General features: G+C 57.6%; 10 protein-coding genes. 9 read left to right on the forward strand and 1 reads right to left on the reverse strand.

Features of this window, described 5'->3' with window-relative positions:
* Positions 1–16 precede the first annotated feature (16 nt).
* Entirely contained in the window at positions 17–1,048 is a 1,032-nt protein-coding gene (locus tag AC19YQ_RS23305) for a bile acid:sodium symporter family protein (RefSeq protein WP_500596053.1), read from the forward strand.
* 54 nt (positions 1,049–1,102) lie between these two features.
* Here the strand turns inward: AC19YQ_RS23305 and AC19YQ_RS23310 are convergent, their stop codons facing one another.
* Positions 1,103–2,377 (reverse strand): acetyl-CoA C-acetyltransferase, encoded by a 1,275-nt coding sequence (locus AC19YQ_RS23310; protein ID WP_133079605.1) that lies wholly within the window; start codon positions 2,375–2,377, stop codon positions 1,103–1,105.
* A 122-nt stretch (positions 2,378–2,499) separates the two neighbouring features.
* Here AC19YQ_RS23310 and AC19YQ_RS23315 point away from each other — a divergent pair, with 122 nt between their 5' ends.
* From AC19YQ_RS23315 to AC19YQ_RS23350, 8 genes are all read left to right on the forward strand, one after another.
* Complete coding sequence (locus AC19YQ_RS23315; RefSeq protein ID WP_500596054.1) at positions 2,500–3,852, forward strand: 3-oxoacyl-ACP reductase; 1,353 nt, start codon at positions 2,500–2,502, stop codon at positions 3,850–3,852.
* Between the two features lie 3 nt (positions 3,853–3,855).
* On the forward strand, positions 3,856–4,710 hold the full coding sequence (locus tag AC19YQ_RS23320) for a MaoC family dehydratase (RefSeq protein WP_500596055.1): 855 nt from the start codon (positions 3,856–3,858) through the stop codon (positions 4,708–4,710).
* A gap of 196 nt (positions 4,711–4,906) precedes the next feature.
* Positions 4,907–5,212, forward strand: a complete 306-nt coding sequence (locus tag AC19YQ_RS23325; RefSeq protein WP_133079602.1) for a nucleotide pyrophosphohydrolase — start codon at positions 4,907–4,909, stop codon at positions 5,210–5,212.
* Complete coding sequence (locus AC19YQ_RS23330; RefSeq protein WP_339474699.1) at positions 5,209–5,958, forward strand: methyltransferase domain-containing protein; 750 nt, start codon at positions 5,209–5,211, stop codon at positions 5,956–5,958. Before AC19YQ_RS23325 ends, AC19YQ_RS23330 begins: the two co-directional genes overlap by 4 nt.
* A 23-nt stretch (positions 5,959–5,981) precedes the next feature.
* The gene (locus AC19YQ_RS23335; RefSeq protein WP_133079600.1) at positions 5,982–6,596 is read left to right on the forward strand and encodes a DUF4136 domain-containing protein; all 615 of its coding nucleotides are present in this window, start codon (positions 5,982–5,984) and stop codon (positions 6,594–6,596) included.
* A 28-nt stretch (positions 6,597–6,624) separates the two neighbouring features.
* Positions 6,625–7,212 (forward strand): DUF4136 domain-containing protein, encoded by a 588-nt coding sequence (locus tag AC19YQ_RS23340; protein WP_133079599.1) that lies wholly within the window; start codon positions 6,625–6,627, stop codon positions 7,210–7,212.
* A 234-nt stretch (positions 7,213–7,446) separates the two neighbouring features.
* Positions 7,447–9,351 (forward strand): pilus assembly protein TadG-related protein, encoded by a 1,905-nt coding sequence (locus AC19YQ_RS23345; RefSeq protein ID WP_500596056.1) that lies wholly within the window; start codon positions 7,447–7,449, stop codon positions 9,349–9,351.
* 67 nt (positions 9,352–9,418) lie between these two features.
* Positions 9,419–9,944: IS630 family transposase (locus tag AC19YQ_RS23350; RefSeq protein ID WP_500596057.1), on the forward strand; the 526-nt coding region annotated here is incomplete at its 3' end.

Raw genomic sequence — 9,944 nt, forward strand, 5'->3', positions numbered from 1 at the left:
TGTCCCGGTGCCCACGATGCCTGTGCTCAAACATCTCAAACGAATGTTCACCGACTGGTTTCTGTGCGGCATGCTGCTAGCGACATTCCTGGCCTATGTGTTTCCGCATTTCGGCAGTACCGGCGGCGGGATGCACGCTGAGTGGGTAATCAACATCGGTGTGTTCCTGGTGTTTTTCCTGCACGGGGTCAACCTGTCCAGCGAGCAAATCCGCCACGGCCTGAAAAACATCCGCCTGCACTTCATGGTTCAGGGCTTCACCTTCATCGTTTTCCCGCTGATCTGGGTCATCGCCGACAAGCTGCTGGGCACCCATGTTCCACCGCTGCTGATGCTGGGCTTCTTCTACCTGTGCGCCTTGCCTTCGACCATCTCCTCCTCGGTCGCACTCACCGGCAGCGCAGGCGGCAACGTACCGGCGGCGATTCTCAACGCCAGCCTGTCCAGCGTACTGGGGATTTTCATCACCCCATTGCTCGTCAGCCTGGTGGTTGGCAGCGGCGCGGGCGGCATCGACCTGGGCTCAACCCTGCTCGACCTGTGCGCCATGCTCCTGTTGCCCCTGGTCCTTGGCCAACTGGTACGCCCGCTGTTCGGACGTTTTTTCGCCCGCCACAAGCGCTACACCAACATCTGCGACAAAGTGGTGATTCTGCTGCTGGTTTACGCAGCGTTCTGCAACTCGATGGTCTCGGGCATGTGGCAACAACAAGGCACCTCGGTGATTATCAGCGCCTTGATCGGCAGTGCCGTCCTGCTCGCCGTCATCCTGTGGATGACCACCCGCACTGCCCGTGCCTTGAAGTTCAGCACCAGCGATGAAATTGCCGCCGTGTTCTGCGCCAGCAAAAAATCCTTGGCTGCCGGCGCGCCGATGGCCGCCCTGATCTTTGGCGCCAACCCTGGCCTGGGCCTGATTTTGCTGCCGATCATGATCTACCACCCGCTGCAGTTGATCGTGTGCTCGGTGATGGCAGAAAGCTACGCCACTCGCAAATACAACACGAGTGGGAGCGGGCTTGCTCGCGATGCAGACGCCGCGGTGTAACAGCCACACCGCGGTGATGCCATCGCGAGCAAGCCCGCTCCCACCCACATGCGGCTACCGCTCAATGATTGCGGTAACGCCCTGCCCACCCGCCGCGCAGATCGAGATCAGCCCTCGTCCCTGCCCGGCAGTGGCGAGCAGCTTGGACATATTGGTCACGATCCGCCCTCCTGTCGCCGCAAACGGATGCCCCACCGCCAGCGAGCTGCCCTTGACGTTGAGCTTGCTGCGATCAATCGAGCCCAGCGGTGCATCCAGGTCGAGCCGGCTTTTGCAGTAGGCCGCATCCTCCCAGGCCTTCAACGTACACAGCACCTGCGCAGCAAAAGCCTCGTGAATTTCGTAGTAGTCAAAATCCTGCAAAGTCAGGCCATTGCGCGCCAGCAGCCGTGGGACCGCATACACCGGCGCCATGAGCAAACCTTCCGCTCCATGCACGAAATCCACAGCGGCAGTTTCGCCATCACGCAAATACGCCAAAATCGGCAAGCCGCGCTCCCTGGCCCACTCTTCGCTGCCCAACAGCACCACGGCAGCGCCATCGGTCAGTGGCGTGGAGTTGCCCGCCGTCAACGTGCCTTTGGCACTGCGCTCGAACACGGGCTTAAGGGCGGCCAGCTTCTCCAGGGTCAAGTCGGCACGCAGGTTGTTATCGCGGCTCAAACCCCGGAAAGGCGTGAGCAAGTCATCTTCCCAGCCTGCGTGATAGGCCGCCGTCAACGCCTGATGGCTGTGCAGCGCCAGTTCGTCCTGTTCAAGCCTTGGGATGCTCCAGGCTTGCGCCATCAGTTCGCAGTGCTGGCCCATCGACAGCCCGGTGCGGGGCTCGCCATTACGGGGAAACTCGGGCTTCAGAAAACCCGGACGCAATTGCAGCAAGGTCTTGAGCTTATCCAGAGGCGCCTTGGTGCGATTGAACTGCAGCAACCATTTACGCAGGCCGTCATTAAGGCCAATCGGCGCATCGGATGTGGTGTCCACTCCCCCGGCAATCGCACAGTCGATCTGCCCCAGGGCAATCTTGTTGGCCACCAGCAATACCGCTTCAAGCCCCGTCCCGCAGGCCTGCTGCAGGTCATAGGCCGGTGTTTTCGGCGACAGCCGTGAGCCCAGTACGCACTCACGGGTCATGCTGAAATCCCGGGAATCCTTGAGCACCGCCCCGGCCACGACCTCCCCCATGCGCAGCCCGTGCAGGTTGTAACGCTCGATCAACCCCTCCAGCGCGGCCGTCAACATGTCCTGATTACTGGCGGTCGCATACGGCCCGTTGGAGCGGGCAAACGGGATTCGATTACCACCAATAATTGCTACACGACGCAGACTCATACGATTGCCCCTATTCTTTTGTATCCATTAATCGTTACAAGCGTAGGTCTTATCGCTGATAACGAACGACCACGGCCTGTTTGTGGTCAACCCTTTGAACCCCATCTGTCGGAGAGTGTTCCATGTCAGACCGTTATATCGACTTCGTCAACTCATCCCTCGGCCAGCGTCTGGTCGGCGCGTTGGGGCTGCCGTCACCGGGACGACTGGAACGCTGGCAAGCCGGGCGCCTGCGCCCCGTCGAAGGCCCGCTATTGATTGGCGGCGGGGCACTGGCCGAACAGGTGAACCGTTTTGCCAGCAAACTCACCGACGCCGTCTACAGCAACGGCCCCGAACCGTTGCTCGCAACCCCCTGGATTCCTGGCCAGGGACCAAAACTCAAAGCCGTGGTGTTCGACGCCAGCGAGCTGCTGCACACCGACCAACTCAAGCAACTGCGCGAGTTTTTCCAGCCACTGCTACGCAGCCTGGAACACAGCACCCATATGGTGATTCTGGGCCGTGCACCTGAAACATTAAGTGACCCATTTGCTGCCAGCGCCCAGCGTGCGCTTGAGGGTTTCAGCCGGTCACTGGCTAAAGAACTGCGCAACGCCAGCACCCTGCAACTGCTGTATGTCGGTGAAGGTGCTGAAGATCAACTTGAAGGCGCACTGCGGTTTTTCCTTTCGCCCAAAAGTGCATTTATCAGTGGGCAAGTGCTGCGCCTCACGACCTGCGCCTCCCAGGTACAGGACTGGACCCGCCCCCTGGCCGGGTGCAAGGCATTGGTGACCGGGGCGGCCCGAGGAATTGGCGCCTCGATTGCCGAAACCCTGGCTCGGGATGGCGCCCACTTGATCCTGCTCGACGTGCCATCCGCCAAGGCCGACCTGGATGCGCTGGCCGCCCGTTTGGGCGGATACAGCATCGCGCTGGATATCTGTGCCGCCAATGCCGCTGAAGAACTGGTCGAACACCTGGCTGACGGTGTCGACATCGTGGTGCACAACGCAGGCATCACCCGTGACAAGACCTTGGCCAACATGACGCCCGAGTTCTGGGACTCCGTGCTCGCGGTCAACCTCAACGCCCCGCAGGTGCTGACCAAAGCCCTGCTCGACAGTGGCACCTTGCGCGATAACGGCCGGGTGATTCTGCTGGCCTCCATCAGCGGTATCGCCGGTAATCGCGGTCAGACCAACTACGCCGCCAGCAAGGCCGGGCTGATTGGCCTGGCTCAAGCCTGGGCCCCCTTGCTGGGCGAACGCGGCATCAGCATCAATGCCGTGGCCCCCGGGTTTATCGAAACCCAGATGACTGCGCATATTCCCTTCGCCTTACGTGAAGCGGGTCGACGCATGAGCTCCCTGGGCCAGGGCGGCCTGCCGCAAGACGTGGCCGAAGCAGTGGCCTGGCTCGGGCAGCCGGGGTCGGGCGCCGTCAGCGGTCAAGCGCTACGGGTGTGCGGACAAAGCATTCTGGGAGCATGAACCATGACCGTGAAGTGGCTCGACCTCGCCAGCCCACCGCACTTGCCCGCGCTGTACGCCCACGCCGCCGCCCGGCGCAAAATCACCGGCAGCTCCTTGCCGGAGCAGGGTTTGCGCTGCTGGGTGGAAGTTGAGCCCACGGCACTGGCAGCCTTCAGGGAGGTGTGCGCCCTGGCGCCAAGCCCACTACTCCCGCCCACCTACCCCCATATCCTGGCCTTCGGGCTGCAAATGCAATTACTGACCAGCAAGGACTTCCCCTTCCCACTGCTTGGGCTGATTCATCTGACCAATCGGGTACGGTTGCTGCGGCCCATGGGCAGCGTGACGCAGCTGCGTATCGGCGTGTTTGTGCACAACCTGCAAAAGCACCCCAAGGGGGCGACCTTTGAGGTGGTCACCCAGGTGGACGACATGCTCGGGCCGCTGTGGGAGGCCGAAAGCACGCTGCTGTGCAAAGGCGTCGAGCTGCCGGGGGAACCCCCTGAAACCGCCGCCCCCGGGCCAGTGGTGCTGAACGAGCTGACCCGCTGGTACGCCCCCACCGACATTGGCCGCCGCTACGCCAAGGTGTCGGGCGACTACAACCCCATTCACCTCAGTGCGGCCAGCGCCAAACTGTTTGGCCTGCCCAGCGCCATCGCCCATGGCCTGTGGATAAAAACCCGTGCCCTGGCGGCATTGAATTCGCACCTGCCAGCCGCCAATGTCGAGATCTTTGTCGCGTTCAAAAAACCGGTACGTCTGCCCAGCGAAGTGATGTTGCTCTGTAGCGAAGCGGGTTCCAGTGGTGATTTCCAGCTGAACGGGCATGGCGATCTGGTGCACATAACCGGTAATTGGCGACCGATCAGCTAGCGTCTGCTGTCCAAAGACCTGTGGGAGCGGGCTTGCTCGCGATGCAGACGCTGCGCGGTGACAGGCAAACCGTGCTGCTGCCATCGCGGGCAAGCCACGCTCCCACAAGGTGTGTGATGCCTGCCAAATGTGCCTTTCGCTTGCGCCAAAAGCCGTTCAGTCGCAAGCTTTGCGCCTTCTGGAGAGCACACCCTCGATGAACCTCGACGAACTCACGCAACGCATGCACCGCATCCGCGATAACAACGACTGGAAACAGTTCCACAGCCCGAAAAACCTGGCCATGGCCGCCAGTGTCGAAATGGCTGAGCTGGTGGAAATCTTTCAGTGGCTAAGCGAGGACCAGTCCCGCCAGCTCCCCGCCGATAAGCTTGCCCACGCAGGCCAGGAGGTAGGCGATATCGTGCTGTATCTGGTGTTGCTGTGCGCCGAACTGGGGTTGGACATGAACGAAGTGGTGCGCAGCAAATTGGCTGACAATGAAAGGCGTTTCAACCCATGAGTGACCGTCACTTCGATCAACTGGCCACCCGTTTCGCCGAAAAAATCTACGGCGGCGCCAAGGGTGCCATTCGTCTGGCCGTGCTTCAGGCCGACCTTGAAGAATCACTGCCAAAACGCCCGTTACGGGTACTGGATATCGGTGCAGGCCTGGGTCATATGTCGTTATGGCTGGCCCAGCAAGGTCATGATGTGACCCTGGCCGAACCGGCCGCGCCAATGCTTGAAGGCGCCCGCCAGCGTTTTGCCGAGGCAGGCCAGACCGGCACCTTTATCCAGGCGCCGTGGCAAGAGCTGCTGGGGCAACTGACCGAGCCCTACGATCTGGTGCTGTGCCACGCCGTACTGGAATGGCTGGCTGAACCCCACGCGATCCTGCCGGTGCTGCATCAGTTGACCGCCAAGGACGGCTGGTTGTCCCTGGCGTTCTACAATCGCGACGCGTTGATCTATCGCAACCTGCTCAAGGGCCACTTCCGCAAAATGCGCAAGAACGACATGGCCGGTGAAAAACAGAGCCTCACCCCTCAACAACCACTCGACCCTCGGGAACTGGCCACGGCACTCGAAGGCCTGTGGCAGGTCCAAACCCAAAGCGGTGTGCGAGTGTTTCACGACTACATGCCCGTTGAGTTCCAGGCCCGAGCCGAGCTTGAGGCGCTGGTTGAAATGGAACTGGCCCATCGTCGCCATCCAGCCTTTGCCGGGCTGGGACGTTATCTGCATTGGGTGTGCCGCCCGGTTTGAATCGCCCTGCGGGGGAGACCATCATGTATCGCCGCGTTGCCTTAGTCGTTTTAAGCCTGGGGCTGGGCGCTTGCCAAAGCCCCAACCCTTACACCCCGAGCGCCCTGCCCATGCCGCCAGCCCCGGCACAAGCAGCCAATAGCCTGGATTTGAGCGCCTACCCGGCACCGCCTCGCGATTACGGGCGCTACCAGAGCTGGGCCTGGCTCAATGGTCGCCTGCCGGTCGGTACCGCGTGGGCCGACTCTGCCCAGATCGCCGAAGCGGTGAACAATGCACTGGACCAGCGGGGCTTGCGCCCGGCGCAGCCCAACCGTCCAGCGGATCTGTGGGTCAGTGCCGACTTACACACCGAAAAACGCTTGCGTCAGGTTCAGGACGACTATGGTTACGGAGCGGGCTACGGCAGCGGCTATGGCCGTTACGGCAGCCAGTACGGGATGTACAACTCTGTGCCCGTGGTGCGTACCTACGAAGTTGAGGTCATGGTGGTGCGACTCAATCTGTATGACGGCAAAACCGGTCAACCGGTGTGGAGTTCCAGTGCAGAAACCAGCAGTAAAGGCAGCCTGGGCGAACGCAGTGATGCTCTGCGCGAATCACTGAACAAGGCAGTACAGGCTTATCCTCCCCATTAAGACTTATTGTTGAAGCGGAGAAATCATCATGCTACGTCGCCTGGCATTACTGGGCATCGCCCTGCTGCTCAGTGCTTGCGAAACCATGCAGGTCAGCAGCGATTACAACCCTGCGGTCGATTTCGCCAAGTTCCAGTCCTGGGCCTGGAAAGACCCTGCCGTGCAATATCACCCCAATAACCCGATGCTGCGAAGCAGCCTGACCGAGCAACGGATCGTTCAGGCCATCAGTGGCCAGCTGGACCAACGGGGTCTGCGCCCGGTTGCGGCAGGCAGCAAGCCGGACTTGCTCGTGCAAGCCTGGTTGATCGTTGCCAACCGCCAGGAGCAGGTCGTGACCAACTACGGCTACGGCGGCCCTTGGGGCGGACCGTGGGGGGGTTACTGGGGTGGCCCGTGGGAAGGTTACTGGGGCCCACCGATGTATAACGAAGTACGCAACGTCGTCTATCAGGTTGGCACGCTGCAAATCGACCTGATCGATGCCAAGGACGGGAAACTGGTGTGGCGCGGCAGTGCTGAAAAAGTCGTCGACACCAGCCCTACTCCGGCTGAACGCAGCGCGGCAATTCAGGAGGCGGTCACTAAAATCTTGAGCGCCTATCCACCGAAGTAAGTTCCAGGACACTCACTTGCTCACACTGTATATATGTAAGTTGGTATTAATACTTTCGTGAGCAAGTTAGTTTCCACACTCGATTTTCGGCTATTTATCATCGGCTTTTGATTAACTGTTCACATCACGCCTATAAAACTGGCAACTGGCCAGCGCGACGATCACTTTCTGGCTACACTCGATCAAACTTTGGAGAGTTAGCGCTGGGCTATGTTCCAGCAACAGGAGTGCTCGATGTCTCCCCAACTACGCGGTATTGGTTTTACGGGCCCACAGCAACAGCGTGGCGCAATCGGCTTGATGGCTGCCGTGACCCTCGGCATGGTGCTGTTGTTCATGTTGTTGGTTGTCGACAGCGGGCGTTTGTACCTGGAGCAACGAAAATTGCAACGGGTGGCGGATATGGCGGTGTTGGAGGCGGTGAGTCGGGGGGGAACCTGCGGCTTAACGCTTCCGAACGCCCAGAGCCTCGCTGAAGAAAATGCCAAGCGTAATAATTTTATTCCCGGTGGCGCTCAACAGATAGCCACCGCTTGCGGCACCCTGGAGACCAATGCAACCACGCAGGTGCGCAAGTTCAAGGAAGATACTAAAAGTATCGACGCCATCCAAGTTATCGCAACCACCATCGTGCCCACCAGCGTGGCCGGAGGGTTGTGGAGCATGTTTTCCAAAGATGGATTTAGTACAGAGACAAACTTGGCAGCGAGTGCGGTTGGGAGCAATGGTGGATCGCCGTTGGCTCAGCTGACTATTCGCAGTTCTTTGATAAACATAAGCGACAAGCAATCATCAATTCTTAACCCGTTAATTGGAGGTATGCTAGGTGGGTCTTTGAGTCTCAACGCTGTATCTTGGAATGGTTTGCTGGACACGAAGATCAGCTTACTTAGCTACCTAAATACATTGCTCGATTTAAACACAACTATCGGCAGCACCGACGAACTATTGAACACTAACCTACACCTATCTCAACTTCTGGATGCGATAGCGATCAACGTATTGAAAAAAAATGGCCCCGGCGCAAAGTTAGTCATAGATAACCTTGCTGCTTTGAGCGCCTTACCAAGCAGCTCACAACTGTTAAAGCTAGGCGAGCTGCTTAATATTAAAAACGGAACGCCAAGTGCCGGCCTAAATACAGAAATAAGCATATTTGATCTACTACAAGGAGTCGCCCAATTTTCAAACAGCAAGAATTTCATTGACACACACCTAACAACTAGCCTTACTGGAATAGCTAAAATAGACATCTATACTAAAGTTATAGAGCCGCCTCAAATATCGGCCATTGGGAACCCAGCTTTAATAAATGGGCGTTATGACGACCCTAACAAAATATCCGTACGCACTGCCCAAATACAAACCCGAATACATTTAGACCTCCCCATAGTCCAAGCCCTGCAACCACTGACCGATCTAATTACGAACGCATTATCGACTGTATTGGAAATCGTCAAAAGACTTCTTAAACTGGATCTTAAAGGCTTTGTCGAATGCGTATTTAGCTGCAAAGCGATAGCATCACTAACGCTTGTGCCTGCGCTAGATATTTATGTAGAAGTAGCTCGCGCTGAAAGTCACATCACCAGTTACAGTTGCGCAACAAACTCTAAAACCCTAGATGTACTAGGATCAACTGCACTGGCGAAAATCAGTATAGGGTCCCCACCAAAAACTGGAACATTCCCACCAACTGACCCTACTTCTAGCAACCACCTTAAAATCGAACCTATAAAACTTATAAACATCAACCTTAAAACATGCACACTTGTAGTTTTTTGCCCTACTGGGGACGGGGATGGCGGAAGCCTTAACTTAAAAGCACAAGTATCCTTAGCTGAAACAGCTAAGACGCTTAAATATGAATCACCTCATTTATTAGATATTGGCCAACCCCCATACTACCAAAGTTTTGGCATTGAAGACATTATAGATAGTGTTGCTAACACGCTCGATGGGCACGTAACTACTTCATATACCCCTCCAGTAGGAAAAACCGTCACAGGAGACCTTCTTAATACAGTATCAGAAGCAGTCAACACTCTTACTTTACTAACAACTACGGCCTTCAAAAAAGTGTTGTCGTCTCTACTAGATCCGCTCATTAATATTTTATTGAAAGCTCTAGTGTCGTGAGCGGTTAGTTTATTTTCTAACGTACCACGATATACTGTGCACCCCTCGCCCCGAGATGGTTCCAGGCATGCCTCGTCCAATTGCTCCCTTTGCACTACAGCCCGCCGACGTTCTTACGCTTCAAGGTTGGCTGCGCATGAGTACGCTGGAGCAGAGCCTTGCTCAGCGGGCGCGGATACTGCTTTTGCTCAATGAAGGGGTGACGCCCATTGCCATCTGTGGGCAATTACTGATCACGACACCGACCGTGTTCAAGTGGCGAAAGCGTTATCTGGCGTCGGGCATCGACGGCCTGAACGACCTGCCGCGTAGCGGTCAGCCTTTGAAGCTGGGTGCTGAGAAAGTCAAAGAAATCCTGACCCTGACAACGCACCGGGTTCCCAAGGAAGCAACGCACTGGAGCGTCCGGTTGATGGCCAAGTACGCTCGCGTTACCACCTGGCAAGTCCGGCAGATATGGGCTGCGTCGGATCTCAAGCCGCACCGACTGAAGACATTCAAGATCAGCAACGATCCGCACTTCGCTGAGAAGGTCATCGATGTGGTCGGGCTGTACCTGAGCCCTCCGGACAACGCCATGGTGCTGTCGGTTG

This window comes from Pseudomonas sp. MF06569 (assembly GCF_059862735.1).

Coding starts and splice junctions, on each gene's coding strand:
- AC19YQ_RS23310 (WP_133079605.1), bottom strand. CDS start 2,377: ATGAGTCTGCGTCGTGTAGCAATTATTGGTGGTAATCGAATCCCGTTT.
- AC19YQ_RS23345 (WP_500596056.1), top strand. CDS start 7,447: ATGTCTCCCCAACTACGCGGTATTGGTTTTACGGGCCCACAGCAACAG.
- AC19YQ_RS23305 (WP_500596053.1), top strand. CDS start 17: ATGCCTGTGCTCAAACATCTCAAACGAATGTTCACCGACTGGTTTCTG.
- AC19YQ_RS23340 (WP_133079599.1), top strand. CDS start 6,625: ATGCTACGTCGCCTGGCATTACTGGGCATCGCCCTGCTGCTCAGTGCT.
- AC19YQ_RS23335 (WP_133079600.1), top strand. CDS start 5,982: ATGTATCGCCGCGTTGCCTTAGTCGTTTTAAGCCTGGGGCTGGGCGCT.
- AC19YQ_RS23320 (WP_500596055.1), top strand. CDS start 3,856: ATGACCGTGAAGTGGCTCGACCTCGCCAGCCCACCGCACTTGCCCGCG.
- AC19YQ_RS23315 (WP_500596054.1), top strand. CDS start 2,500: ATGTCAGACCGTTATATCGACTTCGTCAACTCATCCCTCGGCCAGCGT.
- AC19YQ_RS23325 (WP_133079602.1), top strand. CDS start 4,907: ATGAACCTCGACGAACTCACGCAACGCATGCACCGCATCCGCGATAAC.
- AC19YQ_RS23330 (WP_339474699.1), top strand. CDS start 5,209: ATGAGTGACCGTCACTTCGATCAACTGGCCACCCGTTTCGCCGAAAAA.